General features: G+C 72.5%; 17 protein-coding genes and 1 pseudogene. 15 read left to right on the forward strand and 3 right to left on the reverse strand.

Annotated elements, in window-relative coordinates; translation table 11 throughout:
• Positions 1 to 35 precede the first annotated feature (35 nt).
• The 12 genes and pseudogenes from BS72_RS07660 (at position 36) to BS72_RS07715 (ending at position 15,224) form a co-directional block, all read left to right on the forward strand.
• Positions 36 to 884, forward strand: coding sequence for a glycosyltransferase family 2 protein (locus tag BS72_RS07660; RefSeq protein WP_037909455.1), 849 nt, complete (start codon positions 36 to 38; stop codon positions 882 to 884).
• A gap of 82 nt (positions 885 to 966) precedes the next feature.
• Positions 967 to 1,896: an ABC transporter permease gene (locus BS72_RS07665; protein WP_037908189.1), complete on the forward strand. Its 930-nt coding sequence runs from the start codon at positions 967 to 969 to the stop codon at positions 1,894 to 1,896.
• On the forward strand, positions 1,883 to 2,695 hold the full coding sequence (locus BS72_RS07670) for an ABC transporter ATP-binding protein (protein ID WP_037908191.1): 813 nt from the start codon (positions 1,883 to 1,885) through the stop codon (positions 2,693 to 2,695). Before BS72_RS07665 ends, BS72_RS07670 begins: the two co-directional genes overlap by 14 nt.
• Before the next feature lie 520 nt (positions 2,696 to 3,215).
• Positions 3,216 to 4,106, forward strand: a complete 891-nt coding sequence (gene hpnC, locus BS72_RS07675) for a squalene synthase HpnC (protein ID WP_198545814.1) — start codon at positions 3,216 to 3,218, stop codon at positions 4,104 to 4,106.
• Between the two features lie 25 nt (positions 4,107 to 4,131).
• Entirely contained in the window at positions 4,132 to 5,058 is a 927-nt protein-coding gene (gene hpnD / locus BS72_RS07680) for a presqualene diphosphate synthase HpnD (RefSeq protein ID WP_037908204.1), read from the forward strand.
• Between the two features lie 145 nt (positions 5,059 to 5,203).
• Positions 5,204 to 6,630, forward strand: a pseudogene (hpnE, locus tag BS72_RS07685) (hydroxysqualene dehydroxylase HpnE).
• On the forward strand, positions 6,627 to 7,706 hold the full coding sequence (locus BS72_RS07690) for a polyprenyl synthetase family protein (protein WP_051950797.1): 1,080 nt from the start codon (positions 6,627 to 6,629) through the stop codon (positions 7,704 to 7,706). The pseudogene hpnE and the gene BS72_RS07690 overlap by 4 nt, the downstream one beginning before the upstream one ends.
• A gap of 99 nt (positions 7,707 to 7,805) precedes the next feature.
• Positions 7,806 to 9,857 carry a squalene--hopene cyclase gene (shc, locus tag BS72_RS07695; protein WP_051950798.1) on the forward strand — a complete coding sequence of 684 codons (2,052 nt, stop codon included), beginning with the start codon at positions 7,806 to 7,808 and terminating at the stop codon, positions 9,855 to 9,857.
• A gap of 3 nt (positions 9,858 to 9,860) precedes the next feature.
• A complete protein-coding gene (locus tag BS72_RS07700) occupies positions 9,861 to 10,490 on the forward strand; it encodes a phosphorylase family protein (RefSeq protein WP_037908211.1) in 630 nt (209 codons plus the stop codon).
• Between the two features lie 7 nt (positions 10,491 to 10,497).
• Positions 10,498 to 11,526, forward strand: coding sequence for an adenosyl-hopene transferase HpnH (gene hpnH, locus BS72_RS07705; protein ID WP_037908214.1), 1,029 nt, complete (start codon positions 10,498 to 10,500; stop codon positions 11,524 to 11,526).
• A 195-nt stretch (positions 11,527 to 11,721) separates the two neighbouring features.
• The gene (dxs, locus tag BS72_RS07710) at positions 11,722 to 13,755 is read left to right on the forward strand and encodes a 1-deoxy-D-xylulose-5-phosphate synthase (RefSeq protein ID WP_078901135.1); all 2,034 of its coding nucleotides are present in this window, start codon (positions 11,722 to 11,724) and stop codon (positions 13,753 to 13,755) included.
• A complete protein-coding gene (locus BS72_RS07715; protein WP_078901136.1) occupies positions 13,752 to 15,224 on the forward strand; it encodes an aspartate aminotransferase family protein in 1,473 nt (490 codons plus the stop codon). The genes dxs and BS72_RS07715 overlap by 4 nt, the downstream gene beginning before the upstream one ends.
• Positions 15,225 to 15,269: 45 nt before the next feature.
• On the opposite strand, the gene BS72_RS07720 is transcribed toward BS72_RS07715, so the two are convergent.
• Positions 15,270 to 16,121, reverse strand: a complete 852-nt coding sequence (locus BS72_RS07720) for a tyrosine-protein phosphatase (RefSeq protein ID WP_107498704.1) — start codon at positions 16,119 to 16,121, stop codon at positions 15,270 to 15,272.
• 295 nt (positions 16,122 to 16,416) lie between these two features.
• On the opposite strand from BS72_RS07720, the gene BS72_RS07725 reads away from it, so the two are divergent.
• The gene (locus tag BS72_RS07725) at positions 16,417 to 17,286 is read left to right on the forward strand and encodes an SGNH/GDSL hydrolase family protein (protein ID WP_051950989.1); all 870 of its coding nucleotides are present in this window, start codon (positions 16,417 to 16,419) and stop codon (positions 17,284 to 17,286) included.
• 109 nt (positions 17,287 to 17,395) lie between these two features.
• On the opposite strand, the gene BS72_RS07730 is transcribed toward BS72_RS07725, so the two are convergent.
• Positions 17,396 to 17,854, reverse strand: coding sequence for an ATP-binding protein (locus BS72_RS07730; protein WP_232792268.1), 459 nt, complete (start codon positions 17,852 to 17,854; stop codon positions 17,396 to 17,398).
• Positions 17,855 to 18,030: 176 nt separating this feature from the next.
• Here BS72_RS07730 and BS72_RS07735 point away from each other — a divergent pair, with 176 nt between their 5' ends.
• Together BS72_RS07735 and BS72_RS07740 are read left to right on the forward strand one after the other, a co-directional pair.
• Positions 18,031 to 18,855 carry a helix-turn-helix domain-containing protein gene (locus BS72_RS07735; RefSeq protein WP_198545816.1) on the forward strand — a complete coding sequence of 275 codons (825 nt, stop codon included), beginning with the start codon at positions 18,031 to 18,033 and terminating at the stop codon, positions 18,853 to 18,855.
• A 3-nt stretch (positions 18,856 to 18,858) separates the two neighbouring features.
• A complete protein-coding gene (locus BS72_RS07740; protein WP_037908222.1) occupies positions 18,859 to 19,110 on the forward strand; it encodes a DUF397 domain-containing protein in 252 nt (83 codons plus the stop codon).
• 344 nt (positions 19,111 to 19,454) lie between these two features.
• Here BS72_RS07740 and BS72_RS07745 read toward each other — a convergent pair whose 3' ends face one another.
• Positions 19,455 to 20,483: a saccharopine dehydrogenase family protein gene (locus tag BS72_RS07745; protein ID WP_037908223.1), complete on the reverse strand. Its 1,029-nt coding sequence runs from the start codon at positions 20,481 to 20,483 to the stop codon at positions 19,455 to 19,457.
• Positions 20,484 to 20,536 lie beyond the last annotated feature (53 nt).

The raw sequence follows: 20,536 nt of genomic DNA on the forward strand, positions 1-20,536 counted from the left end.
GCGCCGATCCCACGGTCGGGGCGGTCGTCATCACGATGGGGAACCGCCCGGCGGAGCTGGCCGACCTGCTCGACTCGGTGGCCAAGCAGCAGGGCGACCCCATCGAGGTGGCGCTGGTGGGCAACGGCTCGCCGCTGCCCCCGCTGCCCGGACGGCGGCTGCGCACCGCGGAGCTGCCGGAGAACCTGGGCATCCCCGGCGGCCGCAACGTCGGCGTCGAGCTCTTCGGCCCGGGCGGCCGGGACGTGGACGCGGTGCTCTTCCTCGACGACGACGGGCTGCTGCCCGGCGACGACAGCGGCGAGCTGGTCCGAAGGGCGTTCCGCGACAACCCGCGGCTGGGCATCATCAGCTTCCGCATCGCCGACCCCGTCACCGGGCGCACCCAGCGCCGCCACGTGCCGCGGCTGCGGGCCTCCGACCCGCTGCGGAACTCCCCGGTGACGACCTTCCTCGGCGGCGCCTGCGCGGTCCGTACCGAGGTGATCCGCCAGGTGGGAGCGCTGCCCGCGGAGTTCTTCTACGCCCACGAGGAGACCGACCTGGCCTGGCGGGCGCTGGACGCCGGCTGGCAGATCGAGTACCGCTCGGACATCGTCCTGCACCACCCGGCCACCTCGCCGGCGCGGCACGCGGTCTACCACCGCATGGTGGCCAGGAACCGCGTGTGGCTGGCCCGGCGGAACCTGCCATGGGCCCTGGTACCGGTGTATCTGGGCGTATGGTTGTCGCTCACCCTGGTACGCAGGCCGTCGGGTCCGGCGCTGCGCGCCTGGTTCGGCGGGTTCCGAGAAGGCTGGACGACTCCCTGCGGTCCGCGGCGTGCCATGCGCTGGCGGACGGTGTGGCGGTTGACCAGGTTGGGCCGACCCCCGATCATCTGACAAGCTCAGTTCTGAGAGCATCAGGCGCAGCGCGGGGAACTCCCGCCCCCTGGCGCGCACATTGAGGACGAAAGTGTCAACTGTGAGCGAGACAACGCACAATGGTGCGGTCGCCGTTGGTGCACCCCCGGTGCCCTCGGACGACGCCGGGCTCAGCCCCTCCCAGCTTGCCGCCAAGTACGGTCTGTCGGTCAGCGGGGCCAGGCCCGGCCTGGCGGCGTACACCCGCGACCTGTGGGGGCGGCGCCACTTCATCAACGAGTTCGCCAAGGCGCGGACCGCGGCGCAGTACACCCAGGCCCGGCTCGGGCAGCTCTGGCAGGTCATGACCCCGCTGCTGAACGCGGCGGTCTACTACCTGATCTTCGGCCTGCTGATCGGTACCAACCGGGGCGTCGACAACTTCATCGCGTTCCTGGTCACCGGTGTCTTCATCTTCACCTTCACCCAGTCCTCGGTGCTGGCCGGGGTGCGGGCGATCTCCGGGAACCTCGGCCTGATCCGGGCCCTGCACTTCCCGCGCGCCTCGATGCCGATCGCCCTCACGCTCATGCAGCTCCAGCAGCTGCTGATGTCGATGTTCGTGCTGATCGCGATCGTGCTGATGACCGGCGAGGTGCCGGACGCCTCCTGGCTGCTGGCCATCCCCGCGCTGGCGGTGCAGTTCGTCTTCAACACCGGCCTGGCGCTGATCGTCGCCCGGCTCGGCAGCAAGATGACCGACCTCGCGCAGCTGATGCCCTTCCTCCTGCGCACCTGGATGTACATGTCCGGTGTGATGTACAGCATCTCCAAGCTGACCTCGACCGCACCCCACCCCGTGGTCCTCCTGCTGGACATCAACCCGGTGGCGATCTACATCGACCTGATGCGGTTCGCGCTCATCGACTCCGTCACCTCCGCGCAGATGCCGCACCACGTGTGGGCGCTGGCCGTGGCGTGGGCGGTGGTCGTCGGTGTCGGCGGCTACATCTACTTCTGGAAGGCGGAAGAGTCCTATGGCCGTGGCTGAGCAGCAGCCCCTTCCTCCCGTCGCCCGCCCCACCGAGGCCCGGGTCCCCACGGTGATCGTCGACGACGTGCACATCGTCTACACCGTGCACGGCGCCGGCACCGGGAAGGGCAGCGCGACCGCCGCGCTCAGCCGACTGCTGATCAAGAAGCGGCGCAACACCAACGTCCGGCGGGTGCACGCGGTGCGGGGCGTCAGCTTCACCGCGTACCGCGGCGAGGCGATCGGCATCATCGGCTCCAACGGCTCCGGCAAATCCACCCTGCTCAAGGCCATCGCCGGCCTGCTGCCGGTGGAGAGCGGGAAGATCTACACCGACGGCCAGCCCTCGCTGCTGGGCGTCAACGCGGCCATGATGAACGACCTCACCGGCGCCACCAACGTCATCCTCGGCGGCCTGGCGATGGGCATGACCCGCGAGGAGGTCCGGGCCCGCTACAAGAACATCGTCGAGTTCTCGGGCATCAACGAGAAGGGCGACTTCATCTCGCTGCCCATGCGCACGTACTCCTCGGGTATGGCCGCCCGGCTCCGCTTCTCCATCGCCGCGGCCAAGAACCACGACGTGCTCATGATCGACGAGGCGCTGGCCACCGGTGACCGCTCCTTCCAGCGGCGCTCCGAGAACCGCATCAAGGAGCTGCGCAAGGAGGCCGGCACGGTCTTCCTGGTCAGCCACAACAACAAGTCGATCCGCGACACCTGCGACCGGGTGGTGTGGGTGGAGCACGGCGTGATGCGCATGGACGGCCCCACCGAAGAGGTGCTGGCCGCCTACGAGGAGCACACCGGCAAGTAGTCCCGGCCGCTTCCCGCCGGGGGCGCGCGGGCTGACGTACGCGCCCCCCGAGCGGGCTGACGTACGCGCCCCCGCCCGAGCGGGCCGTCCGGTGCGCGTCGCGGGAGCCCGCGCGTCGCACAGAGGCCAAGACGTTATGAAATCTCCGTCCCCCGTCGGATGATCCGGCGGGGGACGTGTGTTGTGGTGCTGTGGTGACTTCCTGCCTCGGCGGCGCCGGCGCCGCCCAACAGGGCGACAGCGCCCCCGTTCCGGTCGGCGCCGCCCGGCGCCCCTGGTCACAGGGACGGTGTGTCACGCCCCCGGCGTACGCCGGGGTGAGGCCCGACGTAAGCTGTAGCGGTGCTGGGAGCCTGCCGATGACCGAGAGCCCGTGGCGCGTGATTCCGGGTACGGCGTGTCCGAAATGGGAAGTTTGCTCCAGGCGGTGTAGAACGGGGGGTGTGGCGGCCATGTCGATGGGGATCGTGACCCTCCTGCTGCCGGGCACGCCCGCCGCCTGTGTGCCGGGAAGCCCGCGGTGACCGGGGACGTCGCGTCCCGGGCCGTCCTGGACAAGGCCGCGCGTGAGAACTTCCCGGTCGCTCCCGTCTTCCTGCCCCGTGCCTGGCGCCAGGACCTGATGGCGGTCTACGGATTCGCCCGCCTCGTCGACGACATCGGCGACGGCGACCTCGCCGAGGGCGGCCGGCCCGACGCCGTGCGCCTGGGCCTGGACCCCGAGGCGGCCGAGGACCGGGTCGCCATGCTCGACGCCTTCGAGGCCGACCTGCGCCGCGTCTTCGACGGCGCCACCCCCTCCCACCCGCTGCTGGCCGCGCTGCGGCCCACCGTCCGGCGCCACCGGCTCACCCCCGAGCCCTTCCTCGGCCTGATCGCGGCCAACCGGCAGGACCAGCTGGTCAGCCGGTACGCGACCTACGAAGACCTGCTGGCCTACTGCGAGCTGTCGGCCAATCCGGTGGGCCGCCTGGTGCTCTCCATCACCGGCACCTCGACCCCGGAGCGGGTGCGCCACTCGGACGCGGTCTGCACCGCGCTCCAGATCGTCGAGCACCTCCAGGACGTCGCCGAGGACCTGGCCAGGGACCGGATCTACCTGCCCGGGCAGGACATGAAACGCTTCGGGGTGGACGAGGCTGATCTCGCGGCGCCCACCGCGGGCCGCCCGGTGCGCGACCTGGTCGCCTTCGAGGCCGCCCGGGCCCGGGAACTACTGGACGAGGGCGCCCCGCTGGTCGGCAGCGTCCGCGGCCGGCTCAGGCTGCTGCTCGCCGGGTTTGTCGGCGGCGGGCGGGCGGCACTGCGCGCGGTCGAAGCAGCGGGACACGACGTGCTGGCGACCTCGCCCAAGGCCGCCAAGTCCGTCCTGCTGCGTGAGGTGGGGTCGACACTGCGAGGAGAGGGGTGACCGGGCCGTGAACAGTTCCACACGCATGTCCGGACAGGTGCTTGCCGCGTACAGGTACTGCGAGACCGTTACCGGCCACGAGGCCCGCAACTTCGCCTACGGCATCCGCCTGTTGCCCACTTCGAAGCGGCAGGCCATGTCGGCCGTGTACGCCTTCTCCCGGCGCGTCGACGACATCGGCGACGGCGTCCTGCCGCCCGAGGAGAAGCTGCGCCGGCTGGAGGAGGCCCGCGCCCTGGTGGAGCGGGTCGACGCCGGCGACGTGGAGGAGGACGACACCGACCCCGTCGCGGTCGCCCTCGCCGACTCCGCCCGCCGCTTCCCCATCCCCCTCGGCGGCCTGGGTGAACTCATCGACGGCGTCCAGATGGATGTTCGAGGCGAGAGCTACGAGAGCTGGGACGAACTGGCTGTCTACTGCCGGTGCGTGGCGGGAGCTATCGGAAGGGTCTCGCTGGGCGTGTTCGGCACGGTGGATGGGCACGATGACGCTCGTGCCGCCGAATACGCCGACACCCTCGGCCTCGCTCTCCAGCTCACCAACATCCTGCGCGACGTTCGAGAGGACGCCGCCAACGGACGCACCTACCTGCCCTCCGCCGACCTGGCCAAGTTCGGCTGCGCCGAGGGCTTCCACAGCGCCACCCCGCCCGCCGGCTCGGACTTCGCCGGACTGGTGGAGTTCGAGGTCCGCCGGGCCCGCTCCCTCTTCGCGACCGGCTACCGGCTGCTGCCCCTGCTCGACCGGCGCAGCGGCGCCTGCGTCGCCGCCATGGCCGGCATCTACCGCCGGCTCCTGGAGCGGATCGCCGCGGAGCCGGAGGCCGTGCTGCGCGGCCGGGTCTCGCTGCCGGGCCGGGAGAAGGCCTACGTCGCCGTCCGCGGCCTGGCCGGCCTCGACGCCCGCCGCACCGCCGCCGGCGCCCCACGCGTCACCCGGGGTGAGGCGTGACCGAGTCCCGCACGCACCACGCGGGCCCATCCGCACCCCGTCCCTCCAGCCGGTCCGCGCGGCGGGCAACCCCGCGGACCCGCACGGCGTCACTTCCCGCGACAGCACGCCGTACCCGGCCGGGGACGGCCCGAGGGGAGCGCGCATGACCACCACCGCCCGGCCCGACGGGCCGGCGCCCGCCGGGGACACGGCGGCACGGCGGCACGCCGTGGTGGTCGGCGGCGGCCTCGCCGGGACGACCGCGGCCCTCGCGCTGGCCGACGCCGGCCTGCGGGTCACCCTCACCGAGGGCCGGCCCCGGCTGGGCGGCCTCGCGTTCTCCTTCACCCGCGGCGATCTGACGGTCGACAACGGCCAGCACGTCTTCCTGCGCTGCTGCACCGCCTACCAGTGGTTCCTGGACCGGATCGGCGCCCGCGACCTGACCACCTTGCAGGACCGGCTGGACGTGCCGGTGTTCGACGCCGACAGCGGCCGGCTGGGCCGCATCGGCCGCGTCCGGCTGCCGGTGCCGCTCCATCTGGCGCCCAGTCTGCTGACCTACCCGCACCTGTCGCCGCGCGAGCGGGCCGCCGTCGGGCGCGCCGCCCTCGCGCTGCGCGCCCTGGACCTGGACGACCCGGCGCTGGACGCCGTCGACTTCGGCAGCTGGCTGGCCCGGCACGGCCAGTCCCGCCGCACCGTCGAGGCGCTGTGGGACCTGGTCGGCGTGGCCACCCTCAACGCCACCGCCGGCGAGTGCTCGCTGGGCCTGGCCGCCAAGGTCTTCAAGACCGGCCTGCTGTCCGACCCCGCCGCCGCCGACATCGGCTGGGCCAGCGCCCCGCTGGGCGACCTGCACCACGGCAGGGCCGCCACCGCGCTCGCCGCGGCCGGCGTCCAGGTGCGGCTGCGCACCCGGGCCGCCGCCGTCGAGCGGCAGCCCGACGGCGGCTGGCGGATCGGTGTGGAGACCGGCCCCGGCCGGGCCGAGGAGCTGACCGCCGACACCGTCGTCCTGGCCGTCCCGCAGCGCGAGACGCACGGACTGCTGCCCGCGGGCGCCCTGGACGCGCCGGAAAACCTCTTGCGCATCGACACGGCGCCGATCCTCAATGTGCATGTGGTCTACGACCGGAAGGTGCTCGACCGGCCGTTCCTCGCGGCCCTCGGCAGCCCGGTCCAGTGGGTGTTCGACCGCACCGCCAGCTCCGGCCTCACCGGCGGCGGCCAGTACCTGGCCCTGTCCCAGTCCGCCGCACAGGACGAGATCGACCTGCCCGTCGCCGAGCTGCGCGCCCGGTACCTGCCCGAACTGGAGCGGGTGCTGCCTGCCGCGCGCGGCGCGGCGGTGCGGGACTTCTTCGTCACCCGGGAGCGCACCGCGACCTTCGCGCCCGCCCCGGCGTCGGCGCCCTCCGTCCCGGCCCCGGCACCCGCGCGCCCGGCCTTTTCCTGGCCGGGGCATGGACCGCCACCGGCTGGCCCGCGACGATGGAGGGTGCGGTGCGCAGCGGCCTGCACGCCTCCCGAGAAGCCCTGTCCGCCTTCGGACTGACCAGCGAGCACAGCGTCCTGGAGGCGGCATGAGTGCAATCGGTGCGACAAGAGGAGAGAACGTGACCGCTGACAGCGTGACAGCGCTGCTGGAGAACGGCCGCATCATGACCACACCGGTGCTGCGCGCGGCCGTGGCCCGGCTCGCCCCCCCGATGGACACGGTCGCCTCCTACCACTTCGGGTGGATCGACCAGACCGGACGTCCCGCCGACGGCGACGGCGGCAAAGCCGTACGCCCGGCGCTGGCGCTGCTGTCGGCGCAGGCCGCCGGCGCGCCCCCGGAGACCGGGGTGCCCGGTGCCGTGGCGGTCGAGCTGGTCCACAACTTCTCGCTGCTCCACGACGACCTGATGGACGGCGACGAGCAGCGGCGCCACCGCGACACGGTGTGGAAGGTCCACGGGCCGGCCCAGGCCATCCTGGTCGGCGACGCGCTCTTCGCGCTCGCCAACGAGGTGCTGCTGGAGCAGGGCACGGTCGACGCCGGCCGCGCCACCCGCCGGCTCACCAGCGCGACGCGGAAGCTGATCGACGGTCAGGCGCAGGACATCTCCTTCGAGCACCGCGAGCGGGTCACCGTCGAGGAGTGCCTGGAGATGGAGGGGAACAAGACCGGAGCCCTGCTGGCCTGCGCCTCCTCCATCGGCGCGGTGCTCGGCGGCGCGTCGGAGTCCGACGCGGACGCCCTGGAGGAGTACGGCTACCACCTGGGTCTCGCCTTCCAGGCCATCGACGACCTGTTGGGCATCTGGGGCGACCCGGCCACCACCGGGAAGCAGACCTGGAGCGACCTGAGGCAGCGTAAGAAGTCCCTGCCGGTGGTCGCCGCGCTGGCCGCGGGCGGCCCGGCGTCCGAGCGGCTGGGTGAAATCCTCGCCGCCGACGCGAAAAATTCGGGGAATTTCGATAATGACGCCTTCAGCGAGGAAGAGTTCGCCCTGCGTGCGGCGTTGATCGAAGAGGCAGGCGGCCGCGAGTGGACCTCCCAGGAGGCCCGTCGGCAGTACGCGACCGCCATCGCCGCCCTCGACAAGATGGACATGCCCGACGAGGTCAGGCGCAAGCTTGTCGGGCTCGCGGACTTTGTGGTGGTCCGCGAGAAGTAGAGCAGCAAACGTGGAGCGTATGACGTCGCCGACGCCACCGGCGTGACGGCGGACGGGCGCCCCCGACACCGCAGACGTCTCAACTGCAAAGGGGAAGCCATGACAGCGACGACCGATGGCGGTCCGGGCACTCCAGCCCGCAGGACACCTTCGGCCAGCAGCGCCTCGGCGCCGGAACCTCTTCCATCCGGCGACGTCGAGGCGGCGGCGCAGCATGCCGTGCAGCGCGCCGCAGAGCACCTCCTGGCACGGCAGCACCCTGACGGATGGTGGAAGGGCGACCTCGAAACCAACGTGACGATGGATGCCGAGGACCTCCTGTTGCGGGAGTTCCTCGGCATCCGCGACGAGAAGGTCACTGCCGCGTCCGCCCGCTGGATCCGTTCCCAGCAGCGCGAGGACGGCGCCTGGGCGACCTTCCACGGCGGCCCGGGCGACCTGTCCGCCACCGTCGAGGCGTACGTGGCGCTGCGGCTCGCGGGCGACGACCCGCAGGAGGCGCACATGCGTCTCGCGGCCAAGTGGTCGCGCGGCGAGGGCGGTGTGGCCTCCGCCCGCGTCTTCACCCGGATCTGGCTCGCCCTGTTCGGCTGGTGGAGCTGGGACGACCTGCCGGAACTGCCGCCCGAGGTCATCTACCTGCCCAAGTGGATGCCGCTGAACATCTACTCGTTCGGCTGCTGGGCCCGGCAGACCATCGTGCCGCTGACCGTCGTCGGCGCGCTGCGGCCGGTACGGCCCGCCCCGTTCGGCATCGACGAGCTGCACCTGGACCCGAAGCAGCCCAACCCGCCGCAGCGCAAGGCGTCCATCACCACCTGGGACGGCGTCTTCCAGCGGCTGGACAGCGCGCTGCAGGTCTACCGCCGGCTCTCCCCCCGGGCGGTGCGCCGCAGCGCCATGAACGCCTGCGCCCGCTGGATCATCGAGCGCCAGGAGGCCGACGGCTGCTGGGGCGGCATCCAGCCGCCGGCCGTGTACTCGGTCATCGCGCTGCACCTGCTCGGCTACGAGCTGGACCACCCGGTGCTCAAGGCGGGACTGGAGTCGCTGGATCGTTTCGCCATCTGGCCCGAAGAGGGCGTGCGGATGATCGAGGCGTGCCAGTCCCCGGTGTGGGACACCTGCCTGGCCACCATCGCGCTCGCCGACGCCGGCGTGGCGGCCGACCACCCCGCGCTGGTCCAGGCCGCGGACTGGATGCTGGGCGAGCAGATCACCCGGCCCGGGGACTGGTCCGTGCAGCGCCCGCAGCTCGCCCCCGGCGGCTGGGCCTTCGAGTTCCACAACGACAACTACCCGGACATCGACGACACCGCCGAGGTGGTCCTCGCGCTCCAGCGTGTCGCCCACCCCGATCCGGGCCGGGTCGCCAACGCCATCGAGAAGGCGGTCCGCTGGAACCTCGGCATGCAGTCCCGCAACGGCGCCTGGGGCGCCTTCGACGCCGACAACACCAGCCCCTTCCCGAACCGGCTGCCCTTCTGCGACTTCGGCGAGGTCATCGACCCGCCGTCGGCCGACGTCACCGCCCACGTGGTGGAGATGATGGGCGCCCTCGGCCTGGAGGGCGACCAGCACACCCGTCGCGGCATCGAGTGGCTGCTGTCCGAGCAGGAGGAGAACGGCTCCTGGTTCGGCCGCTGGGGCGTCAACTACATCTACGGCACCGGCTCGGCCGTGCCCGCCCTGGCCTGCGCCGGGCTGGGCGCCGACCACCCGGCGATCCGCCGGGCCGTCGACTGGCTGCACTCCGTGCAGAACGCCGACGGCGGCTGGGGCGAGGACCTGCGCTCCTACTCCGACCTGGAGTGGGCCGGTCGCGGCCACTCCACCCCCTCGCAGACCGCCTGGGCGCTGATGGCGCTGCTGGCCGCCGGCGAGCGGGACAGCGAGTCGGTGGTGCGCGGGGTGCGCTGGCTGACCGACAACCAGCTGGCTGACGGCTCCTGGGACGAGCCGTACTTCACCGGGACCGGCTTCCCCCGTGATTTCTCGATCAACTACCACCTGTACCGTATGGTCTTTCCGCTCACCGCGCTCGGCCGCTACGCGCGGCGCGAGCCCTTCGGCGCGAACCATCGGCCCGGCGGCGACAGCGTCGCCGCCCTCAGCACGCCCAGCACCGCGACGATCGGAAAGGGGGCCTAGTTCGTGGGCCATACCCGACCCCCGCTGCTCGTGGTCTGCGCCCTGCCCGTGGAGCGTTTCGCCCTGCGTCGAGGCGTCGCCAGGAGCACCGCGGACCACCCGGTCACCGTGCTGCACACCGGCATGGGGCCCAAGGCCGCGGAAGGGGCCGTCGCCCAGGCCCTCAAGGACCCGGCGCTGCACGGGGCCTCCGTCCTGACCACCGGCTTCTGCGCCGGGCTCGCGCCCGGCATGCGGCCGGGTGACGTCGTCGTCTCCGACGACGGGCACGAGAGCGCGGCGCTCGCCGCCGCGCTCAAGACCGCCCTCCAGGACGGCCCGCGCCGGCGGTACCCCGCCGTGCACACCGGAACGCTGGCGGAATCCGACCATGTCGTGCGGGGCGCCGAGCGCTCCGCACTCGCGGCGACGGGTGCCATCGCCGTGGACATGGAGTCGGCCGCCATGCGGCGCGCCGCCCTCGCCGCGGGGGCGTGCCGCATCGCGGCGGCCCGCGTCGTCGTCGACACGCCCGAGTTCGAACTCGTCCGTGTCGGAACGCTTCGCACCGGGATCATCGCATTCCGGGTGCTGAGAGATCTTGTTCCCGCCTTTCTCGATTGGCACCGCACTACCACGCTCCCCCGGAGGTGAGCTCTCGATGGCCATGCCGCTCCGTCAGACCGTCCGCGTCGCGTCGTACCTCTTCGAACAGAAAATGGTCCGGCGTCGCGAAAAGTTCCCGCTCATCGTCGAGCTCGAACCCCTCTTCGCCTGCAACCTGAAATGCGAGGGCTGCGGGAAGATCCAGCACCCCGCCGGTGTCCTGAAGCAGCGCATGCCGGTGGCCCAGGCCGTCGGCGCCGTGCTGGAATCGGGTGCGCCGATGGTGTCGATCGCCGGCGGCGAGCCGCTCATGCACCCGCAGATCGACGAGATCGTCCGTCAGCTCGTGGCGAAGAAGAAGTACGTCTTCCTCTGCACGAACGCCCTGCTGATGCGTAAGAAGATGGACAAGTTCACACCGTCTCCTTACTTTGCTTTTACCGTCCACATCGACGGCCTGCGCGAACGGCATGACGAGTCGGTCGCCAAGGAGGGCACCTTCGACGAGGCCGTGGCCGCGATCAAGGAGGCCAAGCGGCGCGGCTTCCGGGTCACGACCAACTCGACCTTCTTCAACACGGACACCCCGCAGACCATTGTCGAGGTTCTCAACTTCCTCAACGACGACCTCCAGGTCGACGAGATGATGCTCTCGCCCGCGTTCGCCTACGAGAAGGCGCCCGACCAGGACCACTTCCTGGGTGTCGAGCAGACCCGGGAGCTCTTCCGCAAGGCGTTCAGCGGCGGCAACCGCGGCAAGTGGCGCCTCAACCACAGCCCGCTCTTCCTGGACTTCCTGGAGGGCAAGGCGGACTTCCCCTGCACCGCGTGGGCGATCCCGAACTACTCCCTGTTCGGCTGGCAGCGCCCCTGCTACCTGATGAGCGACGGATACGTGCCCACGTACCAGGAGCTGATCGACAAGACCGACTGGGACAAGTACGGCCGCGGCCGCGACACCCGCTGCGACAACTGCATGGCGCACTGCGGCTACGAGCCGACCGCCGTGCTGGCCACGATGGGTTCCCTGAAGGAGTCCATCCGCGCCGCCCGGGAGACCGTCGCCTCCAACCGCGTGAAGTGACCGGCGGAGCGACCGCCTGAAGTGGCCGCCTGAAGCGGTCACGGACGGGAAGACGGGGTACGAGCCACCACCGGCACCGGCGTCCACTGCCGGTGCCGGTGGCTGGCGTTCCTCCGACCCCGCACCGCACGCGCCGCCACCGGCCCGGCCGAGGCCGACGACCCACCGAACACCCGGCAGGAACGAGGTCCACCCATGTCGTTGCTGGAGAACATCAAGGGCCCGCGCGACCTGAAGGCTCTGCCCGAGGGGCGGCTGGACGAACTGGCCGCCGACATCCGCCACTTCCTGGTCCAGGCGGTCGCCAGGACCGGCGGCCACCTCGGCCCCAACCTGGGCGTGGTGGAGCTGACCATCGCGCTGCACCGGGTCTTCGACTCGCCCGCCGACCGCGTCCTGTGGGACACGGGCCACCAGAGCTACGTGCACAAACTCCTGACGGGGCGCCAGGACTTCTCCAAGCTGCGCGCCAAGGGCGGCCTGTCCGGCTACCCCTCGCGCGAGGAGTCCGAGCACGACGTCATCGAGAACAGCCACGCCTCCACCGTGCTCGGCTGGGCCGACGGCCTGGCCAAGGCCAACCAGCTGCACGGCAACGGACGGCACGTGGCCGCGGTGATCGGCGACGGCGCGCTCACCGGGGGCATGGCCTGGGAGGCGCTGAACAACATCGCCGCCGCCCGCGACCGCCCGCTGATCATCGTCGTCAACGACAACGAGCGCTCCTACGCCCCCACCATCGGCGGTCTGGCCAACCACCTCTCCATCCTGCGCACCACGGACGGCTACGAGCGCGCCCTGTCCTGGGGCAAGCAGCTGCTCCAGCAGACCCCCGTCATCGGCCAGCCGCTGTACGAGTCGCTGCACGGCGCCAAGAAGGGCTTCAAGGACGCCTTCGCGCCGCAGGGGATGTTCGAGGACCTGGGGCTGAAGTACCTCGGCCCGATCGACGGCCACGACATCGCGGCGGTGGAGTCGGCGCTGCGCCGCGCCCGCCGCTTCGGCGGCCCGGTGCTGGTCCACTGCCTGACCGAGAAGGGCCGCGGCTACTCGGCCGCCGAGCAGGACGAGGCCGACCACTTCCACGCCGTCGGCGCCATCGACCCGGAGACCGGGCGGCCTCTGGCGCCCTCGGCCGGGCCGTCGTGGACCTCCGTCTTCGGCGACGAGATGGTCCGGATCGGGCGGGAGCGCGAGGACGTCGTCGCCATCACGGCCGCGATGCTCCAGCCGGTCGGACTGGGCCCGTTCGCGGCGGAGTTCCCCGACCGCGTCTTCGACGTCGGCATCGCCGAGCAGCACGCGGCCACCTCGGCCGCCGGGCTGGCCACGGGCGGACTGCACCCGGTGGTCGCGGTCTACGCGACCTTCCTGAACCGCGCCTTCGACCAGGTGCTGATGGACGTCGCCCTGCACCGCTGCGGTGTGACCTTCGTACTGGACCGGGCCGGGGTCACGGGTACCGACGGGGCGTCCCACAACGGCATGTGGGACATGTCGATCCTCCAGGTGGTGCCGGGCCTGCGGATCGCCGCGCCGCGCGACGCCGACCAGCTGCGCGCCCAGCTGCGCGAGGCCGTCGCCGTGGAGGACGCGCCCACGGTGCTGCGCTTCCCCAAGGAGACCGTGGGGGAGCCCCTGGAGGCGGTCGCCCGGATCGGCGGCATGGACGTGCTGAGCCGCCCGGCCGAGGGCCAGGAACCGGACATCCTGCTCGTCGCGGTGGGCGCGCTGGCCCCGGCCTGCCTGGCCGCGGCCGACCTGCTCGCCGGGCGCGGCATCGGCGTCACCGTCCTGGACCCGCGCTGGGTCAAGCCGGTGGACGCCGAGCTGCCCGCGCTGGCCGCCGGGCACCGGATGGTGGCGGTGGTCGAGGACAACGGGCAGACCGGCGGCGTCGGCGCCGCGGTCGGGCAGGCGCTGCGGGACGCCGGCGTGGACGTGCCGCTGCGCGGCCTCGCCATCCCGCAGCAGTTCCTGGCACACGCCAAGCGCGACGAGGTGCTGGCCGACATCGGCCTGACGCCCGCGGAGATCGCCGGGTCGATCGGGGCGTCGCTGGTCCGGCTGCGCGAGCGCCAGGCGGCGGAACAGGGCGCCCAGGACGCCGGTTCGGGCTCCGGGAAAGCCGGGCGCGCCGGGGGAGACCCGGCTGTGCCGGCCCCGGGCGGGCCCGCGCATACTGCGGTGAGCAGCAGAAACGTACGCGAGGAGCAGGTGAGCGAATGACATCCTCTGACGACGCGCCCGTCGAGGGCGCCCCCGAGCCGACCGGCGCCGGCGCGGCGGCCACGGCCACGGCGGACGGCCCGCCGGTCAAGGGGTTCGACCTGGCGACGCTGCTGGCCGAGCGCGGCGCGGACCGGTACGACCTGTACACCCGGCACCTCAACCACCAGCTGCCGCGGATGCTGCACACCATCGGCTTCGACCGCTTCTACGAGCGGGCCGAGGGCGCCCACTTCTGGGACGCCGAGGGCAACGACTACCTCGACATGCTCGCCGGGTTCGGCGTCATGGGCCTGGGCCGCCACCACCCGGTGGTCCGCAAGGCGCTCCACGACGTCCTGGACGCCGGGCTGCCGGACCTCACCCGGTTCGACTGCCAGCCGCTGCCCGGGCTGCTCGCCGAGCGCCTGCTGCCCCACAGCCCCCACCTGGACCGGGTGTTCTTCAGCAACAGCGGCGCCGAGGCCGTCGAGACCGCGCTGAAGTTCGCCCGCTACGCCACCGGCAAGTCGCGCGTCCTGTACTGCAAGCACTCCTTCCACGGCCTGACCACGGGCGCCCTGTCGGTCAACGGCGAGGCGGGCTTCCAGGACGGCTTCGCGCCGCTGCTGCCGGACACCGCCATCCCGATGGGCGACCTGGACGCGCTGGCGAAGGAGCTCAAGCGCGGAGACGTGGCCGCGCTCATCGTCGAGCCGGTGCAGGGCCACGGCGTCTACTTCTCGCCGCCCGGCTACATGGCCGCCGCACAGGAGCTGTTGCGCAAGCACAAGGCGCTGCTGATCTGCGACGAGGTGCAGACGGGCCTGGGCCGGACCGGAGAGTTCTACGCCTACCAGCACGAGGAGGGCGTCGAGCCGGACCTCGTCACCGTGGCCAAGGCGCTGTCCGGCGGCTACGTGCCGGTGGCGGCCACCCTCGGCAAGGACTGGATCTTCAAGAAGGTCTACTCCTCCATGGACCGGGTGCTGGTGCACTCCGCCAGCTTCGGCTCCAACGCCCAGGCGATGGCCGCGGGGCTCGCCACCCTGGCGGTGCTGGAGGACGAGCAGCTGGTGGCCAACTCCCGCCGGATGGGCGACCTCCTGCGCACCCGGCTGGCCGCCCTCGTCGACCGGTACGAGTTCCTCAAGGACGTGCGCGGGCGCGGCCTCATGGTGGCGATCGAGTTCGGCCGGCCCAAGTCGCTGGGCCTGCGCAGCCGCTGGACGATGCTCCAGGCCGCCCGCAAGGGCCTGTTCGCGCAGATGGTGGTCGTGCCGCTGCTCCAGCACCACCACATCCTCACCCAGGTCTCCGGCGACCACGTCGAGGTCATCAAGCTGATCCCGCCGCTGGTGGTGGACGAAGCCGACGTGGACCGGTTCGTGACCGCCTTCACCGCGGTGATGGACGACGCGCACAACGGCGGCGGCCTGATGTGGGACTTCGGCAAGACCCTGGTCAAGCAGGCGGTCGCCAACCGGTGAACCGGTCCGTCTCCCCCGCGGCGGCCCGCCGCGGGGGAGACGGGCTCAGCCCTCGGTGAGCAGCCGCTCCCGGAGCAGCTCGCGGCGCTCCGGGGAGAGCCCCAGGCCCTCGCGCAGGTAGCGGTCGACCGAGCCCCACTCCTCGTCGATGGTGGTGAAGGCCGCGCGCAGGTACTCGACGCGGGCCTCGAAGAGCGGGCTGAGCAGCTCCCACACGGCAGGGTCGATCGCGGTCCCGGTGCTGCCGTCGCCACGCACCACCCGGTAGCGGCGGTGCGGCGCGTTGGACTCCAGGTAGTCCGCCTCGATCGCCTCGCGGCGCACCCCCAGCGCCAGCAGGATGATCGCCATCGACGTGCCCGCCCGGTCCTTGCCGGCCGCGCAGTGCAGCAGCGCGGGTACCGCGGGGTCCGCCGGCTCGGCCAGCATCCTCAGCATCCGCCCGTGCTCGCCGGTGCGCTCCAGCACCAGCGCGCGGTAGGAGGCGGACATCCGGGCCGCGCCCTTGCCGTCCCCCAGCACGGCGGCGAGGGCCGTCAGGTCGCCGTCGCGCACCGTCCGCCAGAAGTCGGCGTTCCGCGCGGGATCGCTCAGCGGCATGTTCACGTTGCGGGTGCCCGGCAGCTCCCGGTCCGGCCCCTCCATGGCGATGTCGTCGGCGTTGCGGAAGTCGAAGACGGTGTGCAGGCCCAGGCCGGCCAGGAAGGCGGTGTCCGCCTCGGTGGCGTGGGCGAGGTGGCCGCTGCGGAAGAGCACCCCCGGCCGCACGCTGCGGCCGTCCACCGCGGGCAGTCCTCCGACGTCCCGGAAGTTGCGCACTCCGCTGAGCCGGGGTTCCTGGGGGCCGGTTCCGGCCGGCTGCCGCACGTCCTGCGTCACCGCTGCTCCTTCGTCCATCCGTACGTCTGTACGTCCGTCCGTACCTCGTGCCGGAGCGGGCCCGCCTCGGGGGAGGCCCCGGCGGGGCCGGTGCGGGCCCGCCTCGGGGAGGCCCCGGCGGGGCCGGTGCGCGGCCATCGCCGACACCGGCCACTGCCGACCCTACGGCAGGTCCGTCGGCGAAGCCGCGCCTCGCCCCGGCCGCGACCGGGCCGACCGGCTGGTGGGATGAATCACGTCCCGTCCGGCGTTCCTTACGGTCGCGTAGGTCGAGGCCGGAGGGGAACAATGGCGCGACGTGGCTGACGACATCCTGGCCGGCACTCCGGACCTCACCGACGAACCCGGCGCCCACGGCGCCTCCCCCTCCGGGACCCCCTCCTTCGGCTCGTACGCCGCCGTAGGGGACAGCTTCACGGAAGGTGTCGGTGACCCGGGCCCGAACGGGCTCTACGTCGGCTGGGCGGACCGGCTGGCGGCCGTACTGGCCGGGCAGGCCCCGCCCGGCGGGTTCCACTACGCCAACCTCGCCGTACGCGGCCGGCTGCTGGACCAGATCATCGCCGAGCAGGTCCCCCTCGCCGCCCGGTTCGCCCCCGACCTGGTGACCTTCTGCGCCGGCGGCAACGACATCCTGCGCCCCGGCAGCGACCCCGACGACCTGGCGGCGCGGTTCGAGGCGGCCGTGGCGTCGCTGCGGCGGCACGTCGGCACGGTCGTGGTCTCCACCGGCTTCGACACCCGCGGGGTGCCGGTACTGGGCCTGCTGCGCGGCAAGATCGCCACGTACAACGGCCACATCCGGGCGATCGCCGACCGCTACCAGTGCCCGGTGCTCGACCTGTGGTCGCTGCGCTCCCTGCGGGACCCGCGCGCCTGGAGCGAGGACCGGCTGCACCTGTCCGCGGAGGGGCACACCCGCGTCGCCCGGCTGGCCGCCCAGGCACTGGGGCTGCCCGGCCAGGCCGACCCGGACACGCCGTTCCCGCCGCGGCCGCGCCGGCTGCCGGCCCAGGTGCGCCGGGAGAACGTCCGCTGGGCCCGCGAGTACCTGGCGCCCTGGGTCGGCCGCCGACTGCGCGGGCGCTCCTCGGGTGACACGGTCCTGGCCAAGCGGCCCGCGCTGCTGCCCTTCACCGGGCTGGACACGGACGCGGCGGGCGCCGCGAAGAGAGCCGGGTGAGAACGGGGGAGCGCCGTCGGCGCCCGGAGCAGGGCCGGACCGCCGGGGCTGGGCGAGGGCCGGCCGCCGGGGCCCGCCCTATCCGCCTTGCCTGTCGTGGGTGCAGGTGTCAACAGGGCGCGCGGTGCAGGGCCAGTTCGGCCCACACCACGCGCCCTGACCCGTCCTCTGCGGGGTCGGAGCCCCAGGCCGCCGCCAGCACGCTCACCAAGAGCAGTCCCCGGCCGCCCTCATCATCGGTGTCGGCCGCGTACGGCACAGGGTCTCCGTCCCCGCTCCCCTGATCGGTCACCTCCACCCGCAGCACGGGACCGGCGTCATGCAGGGCGCAGGTGATCATTTCACTGTCGGTGTGCCGGACCGCGTTCGTGAACAGCTCGGTCACCACCAGACAGGCGTCGTCCCTCAGCTCCGCGTCCACGCCCCACTCCCGCAGCCGAGCTCTGATCCGCCCGCGGGCGTCCGCTACGGACGCTCCTTGCGCGGGCAGCCGGAACACATCGCGGCGGCCGGAGACGCCGACGCCGGACCGGCGTTCGTACCGGAGGGCGTCAGTTGAAGGAACCACCCCGCAACTATGAGGCTCGGCAGGGACACATGGCAAGGTCCGAAGTGTAATTTGCAGAATCAACAGAACATGCTGTCGGTCGACGTGACGTCGTGACACACTGCTTATCAGCCAAGGAAGTTGGAGGACAGCACGTGATGGACCCGCGGCCGGGTGGTGCTCCGACCGTCCTGCGCATGGTGCTCGGTAAACGCCTCCAGGATCTCCGGGAGAAGGCCGGCCTCAGCTTCGAGCAGGCAGGCAGGGCCCTCGACGTCACCCACGCCACCATCCGGCGGATGGAGAAGGCCGAGGTCGGCCTGAAGATCCCCTATGTGGAGAAGCTCCTCTCCACCTACGGGATCACCTCCTCCGAGGAGGTCAGCGGCTTCCTCGCCCTGTGCCGGGAGGCCAACCGCCCCGGCTGGTGGCACAACTTCCGCGACGTCCTGCCCGAGTGGTTCAGCGCCTTCGTCAGCCTTGAGGGCGAGGCGTCGGTGATCCGCGAGTACGAACCGCACTACGTGCCCGGCCTGCTGCAGACCACCGACTACGCCCGCTCCGTGCTGCGCGCCGGGCAGCCGAACGCGCCGGCCGAGGAGATCGAGCGGCAGACCGTCCTGCGGATCGAGCGGCAGGTCCTGCTGCGGCGCGAGCAGGCGCCGCTGCTGTGGGCGGTCATCGACGAGACGGTGCTGCGGCGCCAGATCGGCAGCCGCGCCGTCATGCGCGAGCAGTTGGGCGCCCTGATCGAGGCGACCGAGCGGCCCAACGTGCGCCTCCAGGTGCTCCCCTTCAGCACGGGGCCGCACCCCGCGATGTACGGGCCCTTCCACATCTTCCGGTTCCAGATCAAGGAGATCCCCGACATCGCCTACACCGAGAGCCTGGTCGGCGGTGCCTATTTCGACAACCGGGACGATGTCTCGACGTTCCTCGAAGCACTGGACCGGATGTGCGCGCAGGCCGCGCCCGCACAGAGCACGAAAGCCATCCTCGATGGCATGCGCAAGGAGATCTGAACCATGGATCGCGTCACCAACGACGGCATCTACAACGGGATGCCCTCCGCCGACCTCGGCGCCGAGGGTTGGCGGAAGCCGTGGAGCGGCGGCAACGGCGGCGCGTGCGTCGAGGCCAAGAAGCTCAACGACGGACGGGTGGCGCTGCGCCAGTCGACCGACCCGGACGGGCCGGCCCTGATCTACACCAACCACGAGATCACGACCTTCATCCAGGGCGCCAAGGAGGGCGCGGCCGACTTCCTCCTCGGCTGAGGCGACCGGCGCGGTCCAGGCGGTTGAGGCGGCTGCCTCCCCGGGCTGCTCCGGTTCACCGCCGTTGAACCCGGTCGCTCCGGGACCGGCCATGGGACCGGCCCTGGCTGACCCCGGTCGGGCCTGGTCGGCCCCGGTTCATCGCACGCGGTTCGTCGGCCCTCCGCGGGCACGGCCCGGCCGTGGACCGGGCGGGCCCGGCCGGTTCTGCCCGGGAAGCCACGGTTTCCGACCGCTGCCGGACCGCTGCCGGACCGTCGCCGGATGCCCGGATGCCCGGATGCCCGGATGCCCGGATGCCCGGATGCCCGGATGCCCGGATGCCCGGGCTCCCGGGCGGACGATCAGCGCAGCGCGGCCGTCGTGACGGTGACCCCGTCCAGGGACGCGGCGAAGTCCGCCCCCAGCGCCCGCGAGGGCGTCTGGAAGCCGACGGGCAGGCCGTCGAGCAGCGGCATGATCCGCGTCACCGAGTCCGCCGTCAGGCTGTAGGGACTGGGGCCGGTCAGCGTCGCGGTGACCGTGTTGCCCGCCGCGTCCCGGGCCCGGCCCCACACCTCGCACCGCCCGGAGGCCAGCGCCCGCTCGCCCGGACCGCGCACCAGCCGCCCCACCGCTCCGGCCACCGCGTCGCGCAGCGGGCCGAGCCGCAGGACCCGGCTGGTGGCCACCGCCGGAGCGGGCACCGCGGTGTAGGTGGTGACGTCCGGGATGCCCGTGGAGTGGTAGGCCGTGCTCACGTCACCCCACGGCACCGACACCACCGTGCGAGGCCCCGACGGGAAGGCCGCCCGCACCTGCCGCGAGCCGACCGGCACCACCCGGATCTCCCCGCCGGTCCTGATCCGGCCGCCGTCCGCCGCCCCGGCCAGCACGGTGCGGGCGGTCCCGGGGCTCACCCCGTTGCCGACCAGGAAGGCCAGGTCCAGCTGCGTGGCGTCCGGCAGCCGCTCGGCCAGCAGCGCCGCCACGCAGTCGGTCGCCACCACGTCGAAGCCCGCACCCGGCAGCAGCGCCGTGCCGGCCGCCGCGGCCCGGGGCCCGAACGCGTGCAGCGCCTCGAAGACCTCGATCTCGCCCGTGATGTCCAGATACGGCACACCGGTGTCCGCACACGCCTGCGCCATCGGCAGCGCCGTGCGGCTGAACGGCCCCGCGCAGTGCGCGACTCCGCTGGCCCCTCGCACCCCGCGCCGCAGCGCGGCCTGGTCGGTCAGCGGGAACACCCGGTGCTCCAGGCCGAGTTCGGCGGCCAGCGGCAACAGCTTGGCCGCGTCCCGCCCGGCCAGCACAGGGCGCTGTCCCCGTTCGACGGCACGGCGGGCGATCAGGCGGCCGGTGTACCCGGTGGCGCCGTACAACAGCCAGGTCATGGAACGCATCCTCCTCGGCGGTGCTGACCGGAACCGTACACGCGCGGCCTGTC

It is taken from the genome of Actinacidiphila yeochonensis CN732, from assembly GCF_000745345.1.
Classification (GTDB): Bacteria; Actinomycetota; Actinomycetes; order Streptomycetales; family Streptomycetaceae; genus Actinacidiphila; species Actinacidiphila yeochonensis.